The sequence below is a fragment of the Mumia sp. ZJ430 genome, from assembly GCF_011751845.1.
Classification (GTDB): Bacteria; Actinomycetota; Actinomycetes; order Propionibacteriales; family Nocardioidaceae; genus Mumia.
Map to the genome: position 1 here is coordinate 476,917 of NZ_JAAHFK010000002.1, position 22,542 is coordinate 499,458.

The window sequence follows — 22,542 nt, forward strand, 5'->3', positions numbered from 1 at the left end:
GTTCTCCTTCCACCATCGTGCGCCACAGAGTTTCCGAGTAACGACGGCCGGTTTACTGGAGAATGCAGCGAGCGGAGACATCGCCTTCCCCAAGTGGCCGGCTCGCGAAGGACGGAATGAGAGCGTGACTGAGCAGAACCTGCCCACTTCTTACAATCGACACGTCGAGGTGGAACACCTGCTGGAGGACCTCTCCGACGGCGCTTTCGGCGAGATGTACGTCGATGGTGCACGCCCCGAGCGCTGGCGGCACGTGTTCGCCTCCGTCCAGGCGCTCGGCGCGTACGGGGTGGAGCGCATCGACCCCACGCAGTTCGACGTTGTCGTCATCGACGAGTTCCACCACGCCCGCGCGAGCTCGTACACCAAGCTGCTCGACCACCTTCAGCCGCAAGAACTGCTCGGGCTCACGGCAACCCCCGAGCGCGGCGACGGCTTCGACGTACGCGATCTGTTCGGCGGCCGCGCCGCGTACGAGCTGCGCCTGTGGGACGCGCTCGAGCAGGACTTGCTTGTGCCGTTCCACTACTTCGGTGTCGCCGACGACGTGGACCTGTCGGGCCTCGAGTGGAAGCGCGGGTCGTACGACACCGAGGGACTCGATCGCGTCTACACCGGCAACGATGCCCGTACGGCAAAGGTGCTGCGGGAGCTTCAGGACAAGGTCACCGATGTCTGGGACATGCGGGCAATCGGGTTCTGCGTCTCAGTGCGGCATGCCGAGTACATGGCGGCGAAGTTCAATACCGCCGGCATCCCCTCACTCGCGGTGTCGGGTGATTCGACGCGCGACGAGCGGTCGGGCGCGCTCAGCCGGCTGCGGTCGCGCGACGTCAACTGCTTGTTCGCCGCCGACCTCTATAACGAAGGCCTCGACATCCCTGAGGTCGACACGATCCTCATGCTGCGTCCGACCGCGAGCTCAACGATCTTCCTTCAGCAGCTCGGCCGCGGTCTGCGTCGCGCGCGCGGCAAGGCGGTGCTCATGGTGCTGGACTTCATCGGCAACCAGCGCAAGGAGTTCCGGTTCGACCAGCACTACCACTCGCTCACCGGCACCAGCCGCCGGCGCCTCGAGCGCGAGATCGAGCAGGGCTTCCCCTACCTGCCCTCGGGATCGCAGATCGTCCTCGACCGCGTGGCACAGAGGATCGTGCTCGACAACGTTCGCAGCCAGCTGCGCCTCAGCACCAAAGACCTCGCCCGCGAGGTGCGCTCGGTCGGCGAGGCCACGCTCGCGCAGGTCCTCGCGGAGTCGGGGCTCGACCTCCCCGACATCTACGGACGCAAGCAGACCTGGACCCCGCTCCGGCGTGCCGCGAACCTGCCCACGCCCCCGGCCGGACCGGAGGAGGACATGCTGCTGCGACGGGTGCGCCGCTCGGTCCTGCACGTCGACGACGCCGAGCGCGCCGCCGCGTACCGGATGCTGCTCGCCGCGGACGGACCGTCGTACGAAGACCTTCCGGACCGGGAGAAACGGCTCGCGCGGATGCTGATCTTCGCCGTATGGCCGCCTCGGATGCCGCTCAACTCGTACGACACCGCGCTGGCGCAGCTTCGTCAGCATCCCGCCGTGTGCGCTGAGATGCAGCAGCCCGTCGCCCTCAGCGAAGATCGCGCGCGGCACGTCGTGAAGTCGCTGGGCGAAGGGCTGCAGCACCTTCCGCTGGCCAGTCATGCGCGGTATCGGCGCGAGGAGATCCTCGCCGGGTTCGACTACGCGACCCTCGATCGCAAGCCAAGCTCGCACATGACCGGAGTCGCGAGGACAGAGGCGACCCGCACAGACCTGCTACTCGTGACGCTGCACAAGACCGAGGCCCACTTCTCACCGAACACGATGTATCGGGACTTCGCGTTCGCCGCCGACCAGTTCCACTGGGAGTCACAGAACTCGACCGCCGCCGACGGCCCGACCGGTCAGCGCGACCCTACCGCGAGCACGGCGAACGCGGGAGCCACGTCGTGCTCTTCTCCGCGACGCGCAGGAGGACGACTTCGGCACCGGCGCGCCATACACGTGCCTCGGCCAGGTCGACTACGCCGACCACACCGGCGAGAGGCCCATGGCGATCACGTGGCGGCTGCGGCGGGCCATGCCGGCAGACCTTTACGTGCGGGCGTCAGCGGTGGCGCGGTAACATCTCCGCGCCGTCGCGCGTCGTGTCCATCTTGTGAAGGCGAGGCCACGAAGCCGCCGTCAGTGCGGTGGCGTATGCCGGCAGAGAATAACGCCCGCAGTTCGCTCCTAGGGCCGCTTGATCGCGTGCATCAGCCTGATCAGGGTGTCGTGTAGCGAGCTCAACTCTGCCCTTTCAGCAACAAGTCTTGCGAGCTCCTGTTTGCGCGGAGAGTGATCCCACTCCGGATAAAGAACATCGTTGAGTGCCTTGCTGAGGCCTTTGCCGCGCAGCGCAGCTTCGGTTCGAATCTTGCCGATGCGATCAGGATGCCAGTGGTCAGACGGCAACTGGTGCTTTTCGGCGTAGGCGATGATCCCAGCCGACCACGCAGTGTCGTCGAAACAATCTTCGAGCTCGCGAACGCCGAGGAAATGCTTCTCTACGTCGCCAACGAGTTTAAGGGCGGCTCGAACGTCCTTGGTTTCGGCCTGGTCCGCGTCGAGCGTGAGCACAGTTTCGCGATGGAGCTGGTGCGCGAGCATATCGGCCATCCTCACCGCCTCGCTGCCACCTCTCCGCGAAATGACGTGCACCCGGTCGATGGCGGCGCTGCGCCCGTGAATCCGCCGGTAGAGTAACGGGATCACCACCTGTTCGGTATCGCCCTCAGCTACAACGACAACACGCGCGTGAAGCAACTCGTGATTGCTGAGGCTCGTGGCGAGATCATGCATGGGATCGTTTTCGCCATCGTCGCCGAACTCGGCAAAGGAGACGGCAGAGTTCCCTCGTGCCGACTTCGTCGCCGGACGGAGGTGAACCAGTGCAGTGGAGTCCACGCCATTGATAATCTGCGCGGAGTGAGTCGCCAGCAGGACCTGGACGCCCTCAATTCGCGCTTGCTCCCCCATCGCTAGGCAGAGCCGTTCCTGCGCAGCGCAATCCAGATGCGCATCCGGCTCGTCATAAACAATGACGTCGCCTGCCCTCCGGGTACCCTACTCTAGCAGGTCAGCGAGTGCATGGTGCGCCGTCAACGACATCCGGCGGCGCTGGTCGAGACTGAATGCGCCCGATGTTCTCGCCTCGCCGTCGGCGGTGTGGACCGTAACGCTCACCGTGAACCGGGGTCGGTCGATCTCAATTCCTGGATCCACTTCAATGCCAGCAACCAGTTCGCCACAACCATCCACGACGGCCTTACGGATCGACGCAATCGACTCGTTCGCGCGCGCCGCGAAGCCGGTACGTAGCGCCGTTATGTGTCGCCGAGCGTCGTCCTCATTCGCGTAATGCTGAAACTCCAGTCTGATCAACTCGTCTACCGTCCGCGAGAGGTCCTCAGCCGACTCGGAATCAAATCTCACGAGCCGTGGAAGCCGATTCGAGGTATCATCCGTGATTGGGATCCAGGCCTTCTCCAGCATGTCATCGGAAAGGCTAGAAAGAATCGCTTTTGCCGACTCGACCAATTGCGATTTGTTCGATCCTGTGGCGCCGAACGCCTTCAACTCGGGGATAGTCGATTGCGAGACGCCTTTCGGCAAACCTACTGGCACTGACGCCCTCTCCTCCAGGACGACCTTTCCTTGTGCACCCGTCACACGGATGTCAGAGCCGTCATCGAATTCGAGCACGGCCTCAAAGCTGGGAAACTCGTTGAGGTCGAACGGCGTCTCTCGAGCGAACGCCATGCCAAGCACGTCCAAAACGGTGGACTTTCCGGCGCCGTTAGGTCCGGCCAGCACCGTGATGCCATCTGTAAACGTAACCCGGCACGGTTCGACAAAGACGCGGAACCCGCTGGTAGTCAGGGAAACGAGACGAACGGGAGCGCCGATCGGCGCACCCTCGAGCGGCGATTCAGTTCGGGATGGCATACCTGGAATGGTAGCGACGGGTCTGCGGCACGGATAGGTGACAACCGAGTGGCCTAACCAGGTGGTTGGGCTGGAAGGAATGTTCGCCGTGACGAAGCCGTACCCCAGGGAGTTCCGCGACGACGTGGTCCGCGTCGCCAGGAACCATGAGCCCGGTGTCGAGCTCTCCCAGATCGCCAAAGACTTCGGGATCCACTTCACGACGTTGTACGCGTGGATGAAGAAGGCCGACGTCGAAGTCCAGTCGGCCGAGCTGCGTGAAGCGAAGAGGCGGATCAAGACCCTCGAACAAGAAGTAGAGGTGCTCATGGGGCCGCCGCGGCGTACTTCTCTCAGGCTCATCTGCCGGGAAAATGAGCTACCCGCTCGTCCGTGACCTGGCCACTGACGGAATCCCCGTCACGGTGACGTGTCGGGTGCTCAACATCGCCCGCCAGCCCTACTACCGTTGGCTCGCGAACCCCGGTCACCACTGCGGAACTCGATGAGGCCTACCGCGCCAACGCGCTGTTCGACGCCCACCGTGACGACCCCGAATTCGGCTACCGGTTTCTGGTCGATGAGGCCCGCGACGCCGGCGTAGCGATGACGCCCCGGACGGCGTGGAAGATCTGCTCGAGCAACGGCTGGTGGTCGGCGTTCGGGAAGAAGACGAGCGGTGTGAAAAGGGCCGGTCCGCCGGTTCACGGCGACCTGTGTGCCGTGGTCGACGACAAGGGGCGGACCCGGCGCCAGTTCACCGCAGGGGCTCCGAATCGGCTCTGGATCGGCGACGTCGCCGAACACTGGACGAGTGAAGGGAGGTTGTACGTCTGTGCGTTCAAGGACGCCTCTTCCAACCGGATCGTCGGGTACTCCATTGACTCCCCGATGAAGTCGCAGATGGCCGTGGCAGCGTTGAACAACGCTGTTGCTCGGCGTGGTGACGTGGCCGGTTGTGCGGTCCGCACCGCCCGAGGATCGCAATTCAGGAGCAGGAAGTTCGTGCCTGCCCTGGGCCGTCACGACATGGTTGGATCGATGGGTCGGTCGGCGCATGCGTCGACAACGCTGCGATGGAAACGTTCTTCGCCCTGCTACAGAAGAACGTCCTCGACCGCCGTGCCTGGGCGACCTATGAAGACCTGAGGATCGCGATCGTGAACTGGATCGAACGGACCTACCACCGACGCCGCCGGCAAGGCCGGCTCGGTCCATTGACCCCAATCGAGTTCGAGACAATCATGACCACGCCAGCCACTCAGGCTGCGTGACTAACCACTGTCACCTGATCGTGCAGTCCCAAATCATCACGAACGCCCTGCCCTAGACCGCCATCTCAGCGAGATCGCGCCGGAGCCGTTGCCCCTGTAACGCGATAATCGCGTGGGCGACGACGACCGCGAGTGCCCCAGTATTGGATCTGCAGCAGCGCGTAAGCACGCAGCAACCCGCGGAACACGTACAGGGCCCGACGCTCCTGGGCTCAGGGAGGTTGTCGGTGGGCCTCGATAGAGTTCCGTCGCGGACGACGAGAGGTAGTCATGGCAGGAAACGAAACACTCAGCGCGAGAAACCGCAACTCGGCGGACGAGTTCTACACCGCACTCAGGGATGTAGAAGCAGAGCTGCGGCACTACCGCGACCAGCTCCGTGGCAAGGTGGTCTTTTGCAACTGCGACGATCCCTATGAGTCGAACTTCTTCAAGTACTTCGCGATGAACTTCAACCATCTCGACCTCAAGAAGCTCATCGCCACCAGCTACGCCGGGTCACCGATCACCGGCGAGCAGCTGCCACTGTTCGAGCTCGAGGGACTTCGTCACACACGACCCATCCGCAAGGTTTTCAAGGTCGAAATCACCGAGGTGCCCGACCGCAACGACGACGGCGCGATCGACCTTCTCGACATCGAGGACTTACTCCGCCACGACGGCAACGTCGTCACCCCGCTCCAGGGCGACGGCGACTTCGCCAGTCCTGAGTGCGTCGCTCTCCTCGACGAAGCCGACGTGGTGGTGACCAACCCACCCTGGAGCCTCATCAAGCCATTCATCACACTGCTGGCCGAGCACGAGACGCAGTTCCTCGTCCTGGGGGACCAGAACTTCATCACCTACCGCGAGATCTTCGAGCAGATCCTGGCCAACAACCTGTGGTTCGGTTATAACAACGGCGGCACCAAGTGGTTCCGGGTCCCTGAGGACTACGAGATCAAGACCGAGTCCCGCAAGAAGATCGTCGACGGCGTCAAGTACTTCAGTATGGGGCGCGCCTACTGGTTCACAAACCTCGACACCACGAAGCGTCACGATGAACTGCCCCTTTACAAGCGGTACTCCCCAGAGGAGTACCCGACCTACACGAACTACCCCGCTATCGAGGTGAGCAGGGTTACCGAGATCCCGTTCGACTACGACGGGGAGATGGGTGTTCCCATTACTTTCCTGGACAAGTACAACCCCGACCAGTTCGAGATCATCGGCAACAGCAAGTGGCTAGGCAGGCCAATCGCTGACTTTGCGAAGAAGGGCACTTACGAGCAGGGCGGAATGCGCTTTTACATCCCCACCGGCGACGGCACGCATCGACGCCTCTACGAACGCATCGTCATCAAGCGCATCGGAGCTGCATCGTGAAGATCGAGTTGCACCAGACTGTAATCCGCGAGATTGTCGACGGCTACCGGGACGACGCCGAGGCAGGAGTCGTTGCCTACGACGGTCAACTCGACGTCAGGCCTCCCTACCAGCGGGAGTTCGTGTATAACGACAAGCAGCGCGATGCAGTGGTCGACACCGTATTCAAGGGCTTTCCTCTCAATGTCTTCTACTGGGTCGCCAAAGAAGACGGCGGCTTCGAGGTCCTCGACGGCCAACAGCGCACGCTCTCGGTCTGTCAGTACGCTGCCGGCGACTTCTCCGTCGACGTCGGCGGCAACCGTAAGGCCTTCCACAACCTCACCAACGACGAGCGCAGTCGCTTCCTGGACTACGAACTGATGGTCTATCACTGCGAAGGCACCGACTCGGAGAAGCTCGACTGGTTCCGTATCATCAACATCGCCGGCGAGAAGCTCACCGACCAGGAACTGCTCAACGCCGTGTACACCGGCCCGTGGCTTACTCACGCCAAGGTGATCTTCTCCAAGACCGGTGGCGCCGCCTATGGTTTAGGAGAGAAGTACCTCACGGGCGCCCCGATCCGCCAGGACTACCTCGAAACCGCCCTGAAGTGGATCAGCGATGGCACGATCGAGCACTACATGTCGGCGCACCAGCATGACCAGAACGCCAACGCGCTGTGGACCTACTTCCGCAATGTCATCAACTGGGTCGAGGACACCTTCGTCGTCTACCGCAAGGAGATGAAGGGCATCCCCTGGGGCCCGCTCTACGACCAGTTCGGCAAGGGTCCGGTGGACACCGATGCTCTCGAAGCCGAGATCAACGACCTGATGGCCGACGACGAGGTCAAGGCGAAGAAGGGGATCTATACCTACGTCCTCACCCGCAACGAGAAACACCTTAGCCTCCGCCAGTTCGACAATACCGCCCGCCGCGGAGCCTTCACCCGACAGAAGGGCCGATGCACCAACGGCACGAAATGCAAGACTGTCGGCAATAGCGACGGCCAGATGGCTTTTGACATCAACGACATGGATGCCGACCATATCGTGCCGTGGAGCAAGGGCGGAAAAACCACCCCCGATAACTGCCAGATGCTCTGCATCGCCTGCAACCGCAGCAAAGGTGATCTCTAAAGGCGATCCCATGACACCCGGGAACACATGTGCATTCTGAAGCATTTTTCGACGACGCGGTCCACCCTTATCTCCAGCGGGGGTACTTCAGTTCGGGTCTGTCAGATCAACGGTGTGGCAAGTCTCTGATCCGATCTGCCGATCGTTTGATTGGCAGAAAAGAGACGAAGACCGACAAAAGTCGTTGGGAATGTAGTGAACCCCCGGTTCGTCTGGGATTGATGTCGGTTCAGGTCGCTCACGCTCGCTACTTTGATCGACTCGCTACAACTTACGGCTATGAGCCCGAGCCAGCTTGTCCGCCGCCCAACCGAAGCCGCGCTCACGAACGATCGGTATGAAGACTTGGATTGACGGAATGCTTCCGATGACCGCGGTCCTGACGACGGGCCTCCGACGGGGACCGCTGCTGAGCCCTCCAACAGGCCCAGACTCAGATCTCCACCGTCCGGCGGATATGACGCCACCAGGCCCGGCGCTCAGACCTCAACCTGCTCCACCAGGGCCCGTGGCTGCTCCACACCGGGGTCGGCGCTCAGATCACCGCCCGGACCGGCACTGAGCCCCTCTCGGACCCGTGGCTCCAGTTCGGGCCATGCGTTAGCCACGGCTACCTCACCTCTTGTCTCGCGGCGGAATCGGGTCATTGCCCGGCCGGACGGTGTCGGAGTCGCGAACTTTCCCGTCGCGGCCGCGGATGCAGACTTCGCCACCTCCTGCATTCCCGGCGATCGCCCGCGCGAGGTCCTGTGCCTGCTTCTGCGTATCGGTGTGGGCGCTAGCTCGGCTCGCACGGGGCGCCTTAACGTCCCAACCAGGTTCCTCCATCTCGGTTCGCTCGAATCCGAGTGGCGGGCACCGGGTCCATCCCTCTGCCGATTTGCTCCGCGATGACCACCGCGCCTGTTCCGACACTGGCGCCGACGGTCATTGATCTCGGATGAAGAGGAAGAGGGCGTCTCCGTTGCAGCGGAGGCGACTCGACGAACGATTGCTCCATTTGTTCCGGATGTCACCAACAAGATTCGGCGATATGCCCGACACTAATGACGTGCGAGTGGGCGACACGTCGCTACCGCACGTGGCGACCCAACACGCGAGGCCCGCTGCGGCTCCGGCGCGAACCGGAACCGCAGCGGGCCTGTTGCATCCGACGCGGATTTGGCCCTGTTTCAGCTGCAACCGCTCGTCGCTCCGCAGCCCTCGCACACGTGGCACGAGCCCGCGGGGCGCATCTTCGTACCGCAGGTGAAGCACAGAGGTGCGTCGACCTCGGTCCCGGAGATGACCTGCAACAGCTCGGCGCTGGTGTGCGCCTGCTTCGGGGCGGGGCGGGCTGACTCGGCGACGATCTCCGCGTCGGCGGCGTCGACCTGGGACTCGCGGGCGAGTTCTCCCTTGGTTTCGGCCTTGGTTTCGACAGGCTCAACCGGCGAGGTGGTTTCGACACGGGCTCCTTCGTCGCCCTGCTCAACCAGCGGATCCTTGGTCTTGAGCGACTCGGGCTCGGAGACCTCCTCCTCGATCGGGGCATACGACCCCGTGTCGAGCTGGCGCTGGCGCTCGTCGGCCGAGTGAATGCCCATCTGCGAGCGCACCTCGAACGGCAGGTAGTCCAGCGCGAGCCTGCGGAAGATGTAGTCCATGATCGACTGCGCCATCCGCACGTCCGGGTCGTCGGTCAGACCGGCCGGCTCGAACTTGAGGTTCGTGAACTTCTGGACGTACGTCTCGAGCGGCACCCCGTACTGGAGACCGATCGACACCGCGATCGAGAAGGCATCCATCACGCCGGCCAGGGTCGAGCCCTGCTTGCCGAGCTTGAGGAACACCTCACCGAGGCCGTCGTCCGGGTAGGAGCCGGAGGTCATGTAGCCCTCGGCACCGCCGACCGTGAAGGAGGTCGTCAGCGACGGCCGCGTCTTGGGGAGGCGCTTGCGGATGGGCTTTTCGACGATGACTTCGCGGATGGTTTCCTTGGTTTCGACAGGCTCAACCACCGAGGAGGAGGTCTTGTTCGAGTCCTTGCCCTTGTTCTCGCCCTTGCCGGACGAGAGCGGCTGGCCGACCTTGCAGTTGTCGCGGTAGACCGCGAGCGCCTTCAGACCCAACTTCCAACCCTGGAAGTAGATGTCACCGATCTCCTCGACAGTCGCCGTCTCCGGCATGTTGACCGTCTTCGAGATCGCACCCGACAGGAACGGCTGCGCCGCCGCCATCATGCGGACGTGACCCATCGGCTTGATGGACCGCTCACCCATCGCGCAGTCGAAGACCTCGTAGTGCTCGGTCTTCAGGCCCGGCGCGTCGATGACGTGGCCGTGCTCGGCGATGTACTCGACGATCGCCTCGATCGTCTCGTTGGTGTAGCCGAGCTTCTTGAGCGCGACCGGGATCGTCTGGTTGACGATCTGCATCGAGCCGCCACCGACGAGCTTCTTGAACTTGACCAGCGAGAAGTCCGGCTCGATGCCGGTCGTGTCGCAGTCCATCATGAAGCCGATCGTGCCGGTCGGAGCCAGCACCGACGCCTGCGCGTTGCGCCAGCCCTGCTTCGTGCCGATCTCGATGCCCTTGGCCCACTGCTTCGTGGCCTCACGGTGCACGGCGATGTCCATCGCGTGCATCGTGCGGACCGCGTCGTTGGCGGCCTGGTGCTTGCGCATCACGCGGGCGTGCGGCTCGGCGTTCTGCTTGTAGCCCTCGTACGGACCGACGATGCCGGCGAGCTCCGCCGAACGACGGTAGGAGGTGCCGGTCATCAGCGACGTGATCGCCGAGGCGAACGCGCGACCGCCGTCGGAGTCGTACGCGAGGCCCGACGCCATGAGGAGCGCACCGAGGTTGGCGTAACCGATGCCGAGCTGACGGAACTTGCGCGTCGTGTCGCCGATCGCCTCGGTCGGGAAGTCGGCGAAGGTGATCGAGATGTCCATCGCGGTGATGATCAGCTCGGTCGCCTTCACGAACGTGGCGACGTCGAACGAGCCGTCGTCCTGCAGGAACTTGAGCAGGTTGAGCGAGGCCAGGTTGCACGACGAGTTGTCGAGGTGCATGTACTCCGAGCACGGGTTCGACGCGGTGATGCGACCAGTCTCCGGCGTGGTGTGCCAGTCGTTGATCGTCGAGTCGTACTGGATGCCCGGGTCGGCACACTCCCACGCGGCCTGCGCGATGTCCTTGAAGAGCTTCTTGGCGTCGATGGTCTCAATGACCTCGCCGGTCGTCCGCGCACGCAGCCCGAACTCCGAACCCTCCTCGACCGCCTGCATGAACTCGTCGGTCACGCGGACCGAGTTGTTGGCGTTCTGGTACTGGACAGACGAGATGTCCTGCCCGCCGAGGTCCATGTCAAAGCCGGCGTCACGAAGGACGCGGATCTTGTCCTCCTCGCGCGCCTTCGTCTGCACGAACTCCTCGATGTCGGGGTGGTCGACGTCGAGCACGACCATCTTGGCCGCACGACGCGTCGCGCCGCCCGACTTGATCGTCCCCGCAGACGCGTCGGCGCCGCGCATGAACGACACCGGACCCGAGGCCGTACCGCCCGAGGAGTGCAGCAGCTCCTTGCTCGAGCGGATCCGCGACAGGTTGAGGCCGGCACCGGAGCCGCCCTTGAAGATCAGACCCTCTTCCTTGTACCAGTTGAGGATCGAGTCCATCGAGTCGTCGACCGCGAGGATGAAGCAGGCGCTGACCTGCTGCGGGCTCGACGTGCCGACGTTGAACCACACCGGGCTGTTGAAGCTGAAGACCTGGTGAAGAAGCATGTACGTGAGCTCGTGCTCGAAGACCTCGGCATCGGCGTCCGTCGCGAAGTAGCCGTTGTCCTTGCCGGCCTTCACGTACGTCAGCACGACGCGGTCGAGCAGCTGCTTGAGCGACTGCTCACGCGTGTCGGTGCCGACCGCGCCACGGAAGTACTTCGTGGTCACGATCGTCGACGCGTTGACGCTCCAGAAGTCGGGGAACTCCACCCCGCGCTGCTCGAAGACCGTCGCTCCGGTCTTCCAGTTGGTCTGAACGACATCGCGACGCTCCCACGTCACCTCGTCGTACGGGTGCACGCCCTCCGTGGTGTAGACCCGGTTGATCGTGAGGCCCTTGCCTGCACGCTTGGTGGTCTTGCGCCCCCGCGCAGCCCCGCTCGGTCCACTGACCGTCTCCGTCATGTGATGCCCCTTCTCCCCCATGTTGCCCCGTGAAATGTGGTGTTGAGTCTCAGCTACCGGCGGAGCGCTGCTCCGCGGCGAACTCGTTGTCGGCGTCGGCCGCCATCAGCGTCGCGATCTCGTCCGCGAAGTCCGACACGTCCGTGAAGTTCTTGTAGACGCTGGCGAACCGCAGGTAGGCGACCTTGTCGAGCGCCTTGAGGGGCTCGAGCACGGCGAGCCCCACCTCGTGCGAGCTCACCTCTGCTCCCCCGGCAGCACGCAGCGCGTGCTCGACCTGCTGGCCGAGTCGCGCCAGGTCGTCCTCGTCCACAGGGCGGCCCTTGCACGCTTTGCGCACTCCACTCACGGCCTTGTCGCGCGAGAACGGCTCCGTGGCACCCGAGCGCTTGCACACCGTGAGCTGAATCTGCTCGACGGTCGTGAAGCGCTTGTTGCACGCGGTGCAGCTCCGGCGGCGGCGGATCGCTCCCCCGTCGTCGGCGACGCGGCTGTCGAGGACCCGGGTGTCGGTGTGCCGGCAGTACGGGCAGTGCATCTCGGCTCCTCTCGCTGTGGACGGAAATGTGGAGAACCACGGTTTCCTGTGGGGTTCGCCACTGGCCCTTGTGGACTAGATGTGGATAACTACATCCGTGTAAGTACTAGATGTAGTGGCTACCGTACGCGTCCGACCCAGCCCATGCAACTCAGTCTCACGTGTCGCGCCGACATTTCTGTCCTCGCAGGTCAGAGACGGTTTTGGGCGTACGGCGCGGCGTGTCGCGGGTCTCACCCGCGGTGCCGCGGCCGAGAGCGCCGCATGCCGCGTACGACCAGCACCACGTCCGCGAGGGCGACGACCGCGATCACGGCGCTCGCGACGCCCAGGACGACCAGGGTGTCGGTGGCGTCCGGCGCCAGCAGGGCCCACAGCGCGAGCGCGGTGAAGACGACGAGACCTCCGAGGGACAGGCCGAGGCGCATCCCGTACGCACTGAGGGCCTCCTTGGGCTCAGCGCCGGTACGCCTCAGGTGCGGTCCGGAGCGGGAGTGTGAGCTCATGACGGACCTCCTTCGCTGTTACCTGTACAACACCGCGAGCACGCCGATCCATCCCCTGACCCGCACCTCGTACGGGCGGGCTGACCTGCGTGGACAGGGTCGTTGGCGCGATCACTCGTACGCTGTACGCGTACGGTGTACGAGAGTTTTGAGCGGACCCCTCTTGCTCAGTCGGCGGCCGCTTCGAGGCGCGCGATCCGCCCCACTCCCCAGCCCCCCAGCGACTCGAGCGCGGCGTTGAGGGAGACCCCGTGCTCGGTCAGCGAGTACTCGACCCGCGGCGGCACCTCGGGGAACACCTCGCGGCGCAGCAGGCCATCGGCCTCCATCTCGCGCAGCTGCTGCGTGAGGACCTTGTGGCTCACGCCCGGCAGCCCGCGGTGGATCTCCGCGAACCGGCGCGTGCCGTACGCCTCCAGCTCCCACAGGATGAGGGCCTTCCACTTCCCGCTGACGACGTCCATCGCGGCGTCCAGCCCGCAGACGTACGGGCCCCGTCGCCGTGTGTCGGGCTTCGCTGCCTCCACCGTGCTGCCAGTCATCGGGTCCCCCGTCGGTCAGTGGTCGGTTACCTGAAGGTGAGAACCGCACAATGAAGTGCGTTCTTCCGCGGACCGCCGCCGGCCGCGATCGTGGACGGCATGACACCCACCACCCACTCACCCGTGACCGTACTCGGCCTCGGTTCGATGGGCCGCGCCCTCGCGACCACCGTCGCCGCCGCGGGCCACCCCACGACGGTCTGGAACCGTACGCCGGGCCGCGCCGACGACCTCGACTCTGCCCGCACGACCGAAGCCTCGTCCGTACGAGACGCCGTGACCGCCTCGTCGCTGGTTGTCGTGTGCCTGCTCGACGCCGCGTCCGTACGCGAGGTCCTTGACCCGGTCGCCGACGCACTCGCCGGCCGTACGGTCGTGAACGTCACGACCACCACGCCCGAGCAGTCGCGCGCGCTCGCCGCCTGGGCCGACAGCCACGGCGCGGCGTACCTCGACGGCGGCGTCATGGCCACGCCGCCGATGATCGGTGGGGAGGGCTCCCTCGTCCTCTACAGCGGATCCCCGGCCGCGTACGAGGAGTGGCGCGGCGTCCTCGAGACGTGGGGCGAGAGCCCGTACCTCGGCGAGGATGCCGGAGCGGCAGCGCTGTACGACCTCGCGCTGCTCGCCGGCATGTACGCGATGTTCGCCGGGTTCTTCCACGGCGCGGCGATGGTCGCGACAGCCGGGATCTCGGCCAGCGCGTTCGCCGAGAGCGCGGTCCCGTTCGTGTCGGCGATGGTGCCGGCGTTCCGTGACTACGCCGCGGTGGTCGACGGCGGCGACTACGGCGTGGCCGGGCAGCAGAGCCTCGACTTCTCCGACCTGTCGGACATGGTCCAGGCGAGTGCCGACGCTGGTGTCGCGCCCGACGTCGTCGCGGCCGTCCAGGGGCTGATCCGGCGACAGATCGACGCGGGGCACGGCAAGGACGGGTTCGCGCGGGTGTACGAGAGCATCGCCCGCCCCGCAACGACGCGAGCGGCGCGATGAAGGTGACGGTCATCGGGCTCGGACCGATGGGGCAGGCGATGGTGCGGATCTTCCTCGCGGCCGGCCACGACGTGACGGTCTGGAACCGTACGGCCTCGCGGGCGGACGACCTCGTCGCCGCGGGCGCCGTCCGTGCGCAGACGCCGTCGGAGGCGCTCGCCGCGAGCGAGCTCGTCGTGCTGAGTCTGACCGACTACGCGGCGATGGACGACATCCTCGGGCGCGACCCCGAAGCGATCGCCGGGCGCACACTCGTGAACCTCAGCTCGGACACTCCCGACGTCACGCGCGAGGCGGCCCGGTGGGCGGACGCGCACGGCGCGGCCTTCCTCGTCGGCGGCGTCATGGCGCCGCCACCGATGCTCGGCGGCGAGGACGCGTACGTCTACTACAGCGGGCCAGCCGACGCCTTCACGCCGTACGAGAAGGTGCTCGCGCTGCTCGGCGAGCCTCGCTACGTCGGCGAGGATCCTGGCGCGGCGCAGCTGCTCTACCAGGCGCAGCTCGACGTCTTCCTCACCGCGCTGTCGGGGATCGCGCACGCGGTCGCGCTCGTCAGGACGGCGGGTGTGGGTGCTGCCGAGTTCCTGCCCGACGCCCTCGCCACCCTCGCGGGCATCGCCGACATGACCGGGCTCAGTGAGGACGGCGCGGCCGCGTTCGACGACGGGATTCACCCGGGTCGCCTGAGCACGGCCACGATGATGGGCGCGACCGCGGCGCACATCCTCGGCGCGAGCGAGTCCGCCGGGGTCGACACCGCGCTGCCTCAGGCGGTGCTGTCGCACTACGAGCGGGCGATCGCCGCCGGGCACGGCGCGGACAACTGGACGAGCATCTTCGAGGTGATCAAGGCGCGCTGACACTGACTCAACTGATAACGCGGCCGATGGTGGTGGCAAGCATCCACGCCACTCCCCCGGCGCACGCAGTCGTGGCGAGCCAGAACGACGCCAGCCACACTGACGCCGGGACTCGCGTGAGGGTCTCGAGCGCCACGGCGTCCGACTCGCCGCGGCTGCGGTGCCAGTGGCGGCTGCGCCACGTGTCGACGACCGAGCGCAGACCACCAAGGACGAGGAACGCGCCGACGCCCACCGCCGCACCGCTCTGCACGACCGGCGGCGCCCACCACCACAGCGCTGCCGACGCCGCCACACAGCCGACCAGGACGAGGACGGTGAACGCGCTGCGCGCCCACAGCAGGCACACCGCGAACAGCACTGCGAGCCCGAACAGCCCCGGCGCCGCCCAGCCCTTGACCGCAACGAGCACCGCGATCAGTCCGGCGATCGCCGGAGCCGGATAGCCGGCCCACGCACACACCACCATCCCGAACCCCTGCGCCTTGCCGCGGGTGTGGGTGACGCCCGACGCGTCGAGCCGTACGCGCAACGCGGTCAGCTTGCGGCCCGCGAACACGCCACCGAGGGCGTGTCCGAGCTCGTGCGCGACGGTGACGACGACGCTCGTACGACGCCAGGCCGGAGCGGTGAGAGCGAGGATGGCGACCACCAGCGCGAACGCCCACACCGTGAGGTCCGCTGTCGTGTACGTGGCGGGGTCCACGGTGGCGAGCCGCGTGCCGAGATCGTCGAAGGTCACGCCATGAACCCTAGGTGTTCTGAACAACCGGGCCGTGTCCCCAGTCCCACGTTGTCCACAGGTGCGGTGTCGAGGGGCGACGCCACACCGGCGAGTCACCCTAGCCTGCCGCGCATGCCTCTTCGACTTCGCTCGTCGTTCACCCTCGTCCTCGCTGTCCTCGTCGTCTCCTTGTACGCCGCCGGGTGCGGGCCGCAGGAACGGCCGGCCTCCGCGCAGACGCCTACCCCGACGACCACCGTTGCCCGCGCATCGACCGAGCTGGCCGAGCCGGCCGTCCTCGTCCCGACGCTCTCGCGCGCCGCGGACGAGTTCACCGCGGCGGCGGCACAGGTCTTCTTCGAGCACTACTACCGCCTCATCAACCACGCCGCCCGCACCGGCGACACGCGGCCCTTGCGCCAGGCCTCGGCGGCCGAGTGCCGCGGCTGCGACAACGTCGCCGACCAGATCGACCGCGCGTACAAGACGGACGGGGGCATCACCGGATTCTGGTGGGACCCCTACTACACGCACGCCATGGACGAGCAGGACTACAAGGTGGCCGCCGCCGACATCGAGGCGGACGCTTACACCTACCGCCGCAGCGCCGACGCCAAACCGAACCGTGTCCGCAAGACCGAGCACCACCACCTGCTCCGGGCGAGGCGGTACGACGGCCGGTGGCGGATGATCTTCCTCAGCGACCAGGCGGCTCTGATGCCGGACGGTTACGACACCGACTTCCCGATGAAGGCCCCGCACCGCCCGCGGTTCTCGCCGTTGCTCAGCTGACCTCGCGCGCGTCGAGCTCGGCGATGCGACGCTTCGGTGCGATGAGCCGGTACGAGGCGTCGACGAGCTCGGCGACCTCGTCCCAGTCGACGTCGGGATCCTCGAGGTCGAGTGCTCGCCAGCCGAACGGGCCGTAGTACGCAGGGACGAAGAACCGCTCGTCCTCGTCGAGCGCCGGGATCTCCGACTCGTCCACCTTGACGAGCAGCGCACTGCGTACCTGTCGGTGCTCGCCGGGGCGCACCTTCTCGGAGCCACCGAACGCGGCGAAGATCTTGCCGCACCGGAACGTCGGACGGCCGTGCGACACGTGCTCGTCCGCTCCCGGATAGGCGAGGCAGATCGTGCGCAGCTCTGCCAGGCCGGGGTCGTCGTCACTGAACATCACCGGGTGAGCCATGCAGGAGAGTCAACCAGCCTTTCGTCCACAGGACGTGCAACGGAGCCTTCCGCAGGACCTGGGTTGCCACTACGTTTTGCGGCATGACTCGCCTGGGTACGGCGCTGGCCGCGGCCGTCGCTCTGCTGTCGGTCACCGCGTGTACGGGTGAGGAGCCGGCTGGCGGCGACCCCACATCGGCACCGCCGACCACCGCCAGCGCATCGCCCTCCCCCACACCTTCCGCACCGACGATCCCGCCCGAGGCGACCAAACACAGCGCCGACGGCGCCGCCGCCTTTGTGAAGTACTTCTACGCCGCCATGCGCTACTCCGCCACGACCGGCAACAGCGAGATCCTCCTTAATGCCTCCACTGACGAATGCGACACCTGCGTTGCGATGGCTGGATACGACAAACGACTTCACGAAGCCGGAGGTGACTACGAGGACCTCCCGTGGTCACCCACCGTGACCACCAGCCAGAAGGAACGGGACTACTTCGTCGTTACGACAGACGTCACGACAACGTCCTACCGATATAAGAGACGCGCAGACGCGCCATGGACAGAAGTGTCCCCGAAGAGACGCATGCATCTCTTCCGCATCAGGGACACAGCTGACGGTTGGAAAGTAATCCATCTCACTGAGCAGGCGAAGGTGCCCAGATGACAATCGCTGCGGCTGTTCTATCGATCGCTCTCGTGGTCGGCGCCAGCCCGCCGGTCCCAACACCAGATGATGATCGGGATGAAGTCTTCATGGAAGACGACAAGGAGACCGAACAAATCCCGCCGCCCGGATCTTCGAACCCGCCCCCAACAGCGCCGAGCATTGAGTATCGCTGGCAGCCGATGTGCTCACCGAATGGCGGGACTGACGCGACCTGCAGCCTCGCGTATGGATGCCCGCCAGACGAGATCATGTGGAACTTGTACTCGCGTCCGCCGGGTGGTGCGTGGTCAATCGTGCGTTCCGAGTGCCGCGGCAACACTCCTGAGGTCGACGTGCTTCCTGAGGTCACGCCCGGCGATGTGCTCCGCGAAGTCCGGCGTCTCCCGCTCCCCAAGGCGCAGATCGCGATCCAGCCGTCCGACCGCACGTTGGTGAACCTCGACACGGTCTTCTCGACGACCGCACCTCAGTTCGACCGGACGGTGACGATCCTCGAGCAACGCGTCCACATCACGGCGAAACCGACACGCTACGCATGGCACTTCGGCGACGGCGCTTCCAAGACCACCACGACCCCCGGCCGCCCGTACCCGGCGATGGACGTCACCCATCAATACACGAAGGCCGACCGCACCCACCGCCCGCGCGTCGACGTCACCTTCTCGATCTCCTACAGCGTCGACGGTGGTCCGACACAGTCCCTCGAGCAGACCGTCACGACCGCAGGTCCCGCCGCCACACTCGTCACCCGAGAAGCCACCCCCGTGCTCGTCGAGTGACGACACCGCAGCGTGCCGGCAGGCCTCATACCGTGGTCGGCATGACGAGCCCTCGATGCGCGACCGGATGCTCGCCGGCGAGCTCTACATCGCGGACGACCCCGACCTCATCCGCGAGAACGAGCGTGCCCAGCGCCTCACCCACGCGATCAACACCGCCGACCCGACCGGCCGCGAGCGGCGATGCGAGCTCCTGACCGAGCTGCTCGGCGGGTTCGGGGAGGACAGCGCCATCCGGCCGCCGTTGCACGTCGACTACTTCGGCCTCGTGATCCTCAACGTCGCGACCGTCACGATCGGCGACGACGTGCAGATCGGTCCGTACGTCCAGCTGCTCACCGCAACGCACCCGCTCGAGCCTGGCCCGCGGCGCGACAAGTGGGAGTCGGCCGAACCGATCGTCCTCCCGCGACAACGTCTGGCTCGGCGGCGGCGTCATCGTGTGCCCCGGGGTCACCATCGGCGAGAACACCGTGGTCGCCGCCGGCTCGATCGTCACGCGCGACCTGCCGGCGGGGGTCCTCGCTGCCGGCACGCCTGCGCGGATCATCCGCGAGCTCTGACTCACGCACGACCCGCGCCCGGCGCCCCGAGTCCCAGGAGGCGTCAGCGCACCCGGAACCTCTTGACGACCTTCGGGCTCCAGCCGCTGATGTTCTTCGCGCGGACCGTGACAGTGAGCTTGCCTCGGCGCAACGCCGACTTCTTCACCGTGTAGGACCGCCGCCCGGGCTTCAGCGTCACCGACTTGACGATCTTCGAGCCCTTGCGGAACACCAGCTTGTACGACTGGACCGCACCGCCGCCGTTGTCGGCAGGCTTCGCCCAGCGCACCTTCCGCTTCGCCGCGCGCGTCTTCCCGGTCACCCGCACCGAGCGCACTGCCGAGGGCCGCTTCGGGAACATCGTCGAGAACACCTGGATCGCACGTGACCCCCGGGTCGTGACGATCCGGCCGTTCAGGGCGACGGCGGCCTCACGCGGGTTGATGCTCGCCTTCTTGCCGCGCAGCACCCGCAGCGGACGGACGTTGCCGTTCGCCGTCGGCGCGAACGCGCTGATGCTCCGGCGTGTCGCGTCCGTCACGTACAACCGGTTCGCCGCGTCGACCCCGATGTGGCGCGGCGACGACAGCCCCGTACGGGATCCCGCGATCCGCGCAGCCGGCGCGACATCACCGTTGGCGCTCGGTGCGAATCCGAGTACCGCGTCGGCGGTCGCCGCCCAGATCCAGCCACGCCCGTCCATGGCGACGTCCCTCACGCCTCCCGCGGCGAGACCGGTTCGCGGTCCCGAGAGGACACGCACCGGGCCGACCTCGGTGGCACCCGGAGCGAAGACGTCGATCGACGTCGGCGTCGCGCCAACCGTCGCGCCCCGAGCCGACACCTTGAGCGAGGTCGTCGGCCTCCGGGGCCAGACTCTCCTCATCGGCGTCGTCGGCGTGTACCGAGGCCGATACACCAGGACCCATGACGCATCTCCCTCGACATTCGTCAGGGTGTACATGTTCCCCATGGCATCGGTCGCCACGTCGATCGTGGTCTCGGCATGATGGCCCCCGGCGAACCAGATCCGCAGCGGGAGGACGTTCCCGTCCGCGCGTGGCCCGAACACGCTCACGGAGTCGTCGCCCGCGGACCCGAAATAGGTCGTGCCGTCGGGCGCGATCGCGAGGCCCTGGGCGTGGTCCGTCAGCGACCGTGGCCCGCCGATCACCCGGCTCGGGCCATAGTCCACCGTGTCCGCGCTCGCGGACCCCGCGCCAGCCACCGTCACGCCGCCGGCGACGAGCGCGATGCTCCCCGCTACGGCGATCGATCGTTTCGTCACCATCTGTCGTTCCCCCTATCGCACCCTGAACGGGCGCACCACCTTCGGGCTCCAGCCCATGGAGGTCTTCGCCCGCACTGTCACCGTGAGCTTGCCGCGGCGCAACGACTTCTTGTTCACGACGTACGACCGCTTCCTCGGGCCGAGCGTCTTCGTCCGCAGGACCTTGGTGCCCTTGCGGATCACGACCTTGTACGACCGCACCGCGCGGCCACCGTCGTACGACGGCTTCTTCCACCGCACCGTCCGCTTCGCGGCCGCAGACTTCCCGGTCACACGCACTGCGCGCACCTTCGAGGCACGTGTCGGGAACATCGTCCGGTAGATCCGGACGGCGTCGGCACCCACGGGGACGACGATGTCGCCGCGCGGACCCACGTCGTCGCCGCGCTGGTACCGCGGCCGTGTCTTCGGGGGAACCGTGAGCACGCGCAGCGGCGCCGCATCGCCGTTCGCCGACGGCGCGAACACGCTGATCCGTGGGATGGATCCCGAGTACTGGGTGACGTAGACCCGTCCGGCCGCATCGACGTCGAGCGCCGCTCCAGCACCGAGCCCGGTCCGAGGACCGGCGACGCGACGGTCCGGAGCGACGTTCCCCCGCGCTCCCGGTGCGTACGACAACAGGGTGTTGGGCGTCGCGCCCGCCACCCAGAGACGGCCGTCGCCGCCGAGGGCCAGATCGAGCGAACCCGCCGACGTCTCCGCCGACACGTCGATCACCCGGGTGGGTGTCGCGCGGCCGCGGGCAGTCCGCGAGTAGATCTGGACCTCGCTGTCGCCACCGAGGTTGGTCGCGATCTCTCCGGACGGGGAGACGGCGATCGAGGTCTTGTCGTCCAGGAGCTCCAGCGTCCGCAGCGGCTTGCGCGAGGTCGCGCCGCGCGGGTAGACCTTGACGATGGTGTCGACGTCCCGCGGCCCCCCTGACAGGGCGTAGAGGCGGCCCGCTGAATCGGTCGCGAGCGGATCAAGGATATCGAGGTACACGGTGGGCTTCTGCACCCGCACCGGCCGGGCGTTCCCGCGTGCACCGGGCCCGAAGACACGGACGGTCGTCGGGTTCGTCGCCCGCAGCACGTACGTCGTGCCGTCCGGCCCGACCGCGAGCCCCGCAGGGCTGCGGACCTTCGCCCGGTCGCCGGCGATCGTACGGCTCGGCGGATCCTCCGCCGCCATGCCTGGTCCAGCGCCGGCGAGCACGAGGCCGCCCGCTGTCATCGCTGCGGTTGCCGCAGCGAGGATTCGTCGTGTGAGCATGCGTGCTCCGTCCGTGTGGATGTGGATGTGCGTGTCGAGGCTTCGCTCACCCGGCGGGAGGAGCGCGAGTCAGGCGGCGCGGCGGCGGTTCGTCACGCCCGACACCGCGAGCGCGACCACGGTCACGAGGTAGACCTGCCCGATGAGCGCCTCGAAGGCGGCGATCATCTTGCCGGTGTCCGTCAGCGGCGTGAGATCGCCGAACCCGGTCGTGGTGATCGTGATGAAGCTGAAGTAGAAGAAGTCGACCGAGCTGTGGATGGCGTCGGTCTGGGCGAAGAACACGCCGTCTCGCGCCCCCATGAACGCGTACACGCCGGAGAACGCGTAGCCGAGCAGCAGATAGACGACGATGACCCCGAGCACGATGTGCACGTCGAGCGACGGATCGCGGATGAGGTGGGCGGCGATCGTCGCGATCGTGCCCAGGCAGAGGATCACGACGATCGCCGAGTACGCCATCGTCGCCTCGCGGTCCTCCGCGATCTGCGAAACCGCGCTCGCCACCACGCTCAGCACGACGAGGACCATCGACACGAGGATCACCAGCCGCCGTGCCCCCGACGTCCGCTGTGCGAACAACAGCACCGCCCCGAGCAGGGCAGCCACCACAGGTCTCAGCAGCGTGTTCTCGACCGGCACGAGCAGCACCACAACGGCGAGCAGGATCAGCAAGATCCCGTACCGGTCTCCTCGTGGCACACGCTGGTCCTCCACGACACGTGAGCCTAGGGCTCAA

21 protein-coding genes and 2 pseudogenes are annotated in these 22,542 nt (G+C 66.3%); 11 read left to right on the forward strand and 12 right to left on the reverse strand.

The genetic code is table 11. The features are described from left to right. Window positions 1–169: 169 nt before the first annotated feature. A complete protein-coding gene (locus HCT63_RS08810; protein ID WP_208322349.1) occupies window positions 170–2,299 on the forward strand; it encodes a DUF3427 domain-containing protein in 2,130 nt (709 codons plus the stop codon). Here the strand turns inward: HCT63_RS08810 and HCT63_RS08815 are convergent. Further along, window positions 2,252–2,965 (reverse strand): TOPRIM nucleotidyl transferase/hydrolase domain-containing protein, encoded by a 714-nt coding sequence (locus HCT63_RS08815; protein ID WP_167003290.1) that lies wholly within the window; start codon window positions 2,963–2,965, stop codon window positions 2,252–2,254. The two genes, HCT63_RS08810 and HCT63_RS08815, sit on opposite strands and share 48 nt — an antisense overlap. A gap of 159 nt (window positions 2,966–3,124) precedes the next feature. After that, entirely contained in the window at window positions 3,125–4,006 is an 882-nt protein-coding gene (locus tag HCT63_RS08820) for an AAA family ATPase (RefSeq protein WP_167003292.1), read from the reverse strand. Between the two features lie 88 nt (window positions 4,007–4,094). Here HCT63_RS08820 and HCT63_RS08825 point away from each other — a divergent pair. The 3 genes and pseudogenes from HCT63_RS08825 (at window position 4,095) to HCT63_RS08835 (ending at window position 7,748) form a co-directional block, all read left to right on the forward strand. Further along, window positions 4,095–5,259, forward strand: a pseudogene (locus HCT63_RS08825) (IS3 family transposase). Window positions 5,260–5,529: 270 nt separating this feature from the next. Continuing rightward, window positions 5,530–6,624 (forward strand): adenine-specific methyltransferase EcoRI family protein, encoded by a 1,095-nt coding sequence (locus tag HCT63_RS08830; RefSeq protein WP_167003294.1) that lies wholly within the window; start codon window positions 5,530–5,532, stop codon window positions 6,622–6,624. Then, window positions 6,621–7,748, forward strand: coding sequence for a DUF262 domain-containing protein (locus HCT63_RS08835; RefSeq protein ID WP_167003296.1), 1,128 nt, complete (start codon window positions 6,621–6,623; stop codon window positions 7,746–7,748). Before HCT63_RS08830 ends, HCT63_RS08835 begins: the two co-directional genes overlap by 4 nt. Window positions 7,749–8,363: 615 nt before the next feature. On the opposite strand, the gene HCT63_RS08840 is transcribed toward HCT63_RS08835, so the two are convergent. The 5 genes from HCT63_RS08840 to HCT63_RS08860 all read right to left on the reverse strand — a co-directional run bounded on the left by HCT63_RS08840 (window position 8,364) and on the right by HCT63_RS08860 (window position 13,506). Continuing rightward, the gene (locus HCT63_RS08840; protein WP_167003298.1) at window positions 8,364–8,576 is read right to left on the reverse strand and encodes a DUF2188 domain-containing protein; all 213 of its coding nucleotides are present in this window, start codon (window positions 8,574–8,576) and stop codon (window positions 8,364–8,366) included. A gap of 344 nt (window positions 8,577–8,920) precedes the next feature. Beyond that, complete coding sequence (locus tag HCT63_RS08845) at window positions 8,921–11,920, reverse strand: vitamin B12-dependent ribonucleotide reductase (protein WP_167003300.1); 3,000 nt, start codon at window positions 11,918–11,920, stop codon at window positions 8,921–8,923. A gap of 49 nt (window positions 11,921–11,969) precedes the next feature. Next, a complete protein-coding gene (nrdR, locus tag HCT63_RS08850; RefSeq protein WP_139104932.1) occupies window positions 11,970–12,458 on the reverse strand; it encodes a transcriptional regulator NrdR in 489 nt (162 codons plus the stop codon). Between the two features lie 233 nt (window positions 12,459–12,691). Continuing rightward, on the reverse strand, window positions 12,692–12,964 hold the full coding sequence (locus HCT63_RS08855; protein WP_167003302.1) for a DUF6343 family protein: 273 nt from the start codon (window positions 12,962–12,964) through the stop codon (window positions 12,692–12,694). A gap of 167 nt (window positions 12,965–13,131) precedes the next feature. Then, window positions 13,132–13,506, reverse strand: coding sequence for a helix-turn-helix domain-containing protein (locus HCT63_RS08860; RefSeq protein WP_167003304.1), 375 nt, complete (start codon window positions 13,504–13,506; stop codon window positions 13,132–13,134). A 99-nt stretch (window positions 13,507–13,605) separates the two neighbouring features. Between HCT63_RS08860 and HCT63_RS08865 the strand changes: the two genes are divergently transcribed. Then, complete coding sequence (locus tag HCT63_RS08865; protein WP_167003306.1) at window positions 13,606–14,499, forward strand: NAD(P)-binding domain-containing protein; 894 nt, start codon at window positions 13,606–13,608, stop codon at window positions 14,497–14,499. Next, window positions 14,496–15,362 (forward strand): NAD(P)-binding domain-containing protein, encoded by an 867-nt coding sequence (locus HCT63_RS08870; protein ID WP_243842955.1) that lies wholly within the window; start codon window positions 14,496–14,498, stop codon window positions 15,360–15,362. Before HCT63_RS08865 ends, HCT63_RS08870 begins: the two co-directional genes overlap by 4 nt. 7 nt (window positions 15,363–15,369) lie before the next feature. Here HCT63_RS08870 and HCT63_RS08875 read toward each other — a convergent pair whose 3' ends face one another. Beyond that, window positions 15,370–16,104, reverse strand: coding sequence for a M50 family metallopeptidase (locus HCT63_RS08875; RefSeq protein WP_167003308.1), 735 nt, complete (start codon window positions 16,102–16,104; stop codon window positions 15,370–15,372). Window positions 16,105–16,218: 114 nt separating this feature from the next. Here HCT63_RS08875 and HCT63_RS08880 point away from each other — a divergent pair, with 114 nt between their 5' ends. Beyond that, on the forward strand, window positions 16,219–16,878 hold the full coding sequence (locus HCT63_RS08880; RefSeq protein WP_167003310.1) for a DUF6318 family protein: 660 nt from the start codon (window positions 16,219–16,221) through the stop codon (window positions 16,876–16,878). Here HCT63_RS08880 and HCT63_RS08885 read toward each other — a convergent pair. Continuing rightward, window positions 16,871–17,278: an MmcQ/YjbR family DNA-binding protein gene (locus HCT63_RS08885; RefSeq protein ID WP_167003312.1), complete on the reverse strand. Its 408-nt coding sequence runs from the start codon at window positions 17,276–17,278 to the stop codon at window positions 16,871–16,873. The two genes, HCT63_RS08880 and HCT63_RS08885, sit on opposite strands and share 8 nt — an antisense overlap. 83 nt (window positions 17,279–17,361) lie before the next feature. On the opposite strand from HCT63_RS08885, the gene HCT63_RS08890 reads away from it, so the two are divergent. The 4 genes and pseudogenes from HCT63_RS08890 to HCT63_RS20440 all read left to right on the forward strand — a co-directional run bounded on the left by HCT63_RS08890 (window position 17,362) and on the right by HCT63_RS20440 (window position 19,273). Continuing rightward, window positions 17,362–17,928, forward strand: coding sequence for a DUF6318 family protein (locus HCT63_RS08890; RefSeq protein WP_167003314.1), 567 nt, complete (start codon window positions 17,362–17,364; stop codon window positions 17,926–17,928). Next, window positions 17,925–18,710, forward strand: coding sequence for a hypothetical protein (locus HCT63_RS08895; protein ID WP_167003316.1), 786 nt, complete (start codon window positions 17,925–17,927; stop codon window positions 18,708–18,710). Before HCT63_RS08890 ends, HCT63_RS08895 begins: the two co-directional genes overlap by 4 nt. Window positions 18,711–18,777: 67 nt before the next feature. Further along, window positions 18,778–18,870, forward strand: a pseudogene (locus HCT63_RS20435) (maltose acetyltransferase domain-containing protein); the annotation flags it as partial. A gap of 280 nt (window positions 18,871–19,150) precedes the next feature. Continuing rightward, window positions 19,151–19,273: a hypothetical protein gene (locus HCT63_RS20440; RefSeq protein WP_243843006.1), complete on the forward strand. Its 123-nt coding sequence runs from the start codon at window positions 19,151–19,153 to the stop codon at window positions 19,271–19,273. 43 nt (window positions 19,274–19,316) lie between these two features. On the opposite strand, the gene HCT63_RS08905 is transcribed toward HCT63_RS20440, so the two are convergent. From HCT63_RS08905 to HCT63_RS08915, 3 genes are all read right to left on the reverse strand, one after another. Beyond that, window positions 19,317–20,546 carry a hypothetical protein gene (locus HCT63_RS08905; RefSeq protein WP_167003318.1) on the reverse strand — a complete coding sequence of 410 codons (1,230 nt, stop codon included), beginning with the start codon at window positions 20,544–20,546 and terminating at the stop codon, window positions 19,317–19,319. Between the two features lie 12 nt (window positions 20,547–20,558). After that, a complete protein-coding gene (locus HCT63_RS08910) occupies window positions 20,559–21,803 on the reverse strand; it encodes a hypothetical protein (protein WP_167003320.1) in 1,245 nt (414 codons plus the stop codon). Window positions 21,804–21,872: 69 nt separating this feature from the next. Next, window positions 21,873–22,520 (reverse strand): potassium channel family protein, encoded by a 648-nt coding sequence (locus HCT63_RS08915; protein WP_167003322.1) that lies wholly within the window; start codon window positions 22,518–22,520, stop codon window positions 21,873–21,875. Window positions 22,521–22,542 lie beyond the last annotated feature (22 nt).